The 395-nt window shown below is 66.6% G+C and carries 2 pseudogenes; both read left to right on the forward strand.

Annotation, left to right across the window (positions count from 1 at the left end):
* Window positions 1-183 (forward strand): annotated as a pseudogene (locus tag KVT44_RS55625) (hypothetical protein); the annotation flags it as partial.
* A pseudogene (locus KVT44_RS55630) lies at window positions 180-395 on the forward strand (IS3 family transposase); the annotation flags it as partial. The pseudogenes KVT44_RS55625 and KVT44_RS55630, both read left to right, overlap by 4 nt.

A 395-nucleotide genomic window follows, 5' to 3' on the forward strand; every position in this document is an offset into this window, starting at 1 on the left:
TGGATGCGTCGCGCGGACATCGACGACGGGACAAAGCCCGGAACGACCAGCCAGGACAACGCGGAACTACGGGAAGCACGTCGGCGGATCAAGCTGCTGGAGCAGGAGAACGAGGTCCTGCGCCGGGCCGCGGCCTACCTGTCGCAGGCGCATCTACCGGGAAAAGGATCTACCCGCTCGTGAAAGAGCTCGCCACGGGCGGAATTCCCGTCACGGTCACGTGCAGGGTCCTGAAGCTCGCCAGACAGCCCTACTACCGCTGGCTCGAACGGCCAGTGACCGATGCCGAGTTCGAGCAGGCCACACGCGCGAACGCGCTGTTCGACGCTCACCGCGAGGATCCGGAGTTCGGCTACCGATTCCTGGCCGACGAAGCCCGCAGCGCGGGATCCGGC

Source organism: Streptomyces sp. GbtcB7, from assembly GCF_019091445.1.
In the GTDB taxonomy this organism is placed as follows: Bacteria; Actinomycetota; Actinomycetes; order Streptomycetales; family Streptomycetaceae; genus Streptomyces; species Streptomyces mirabilis.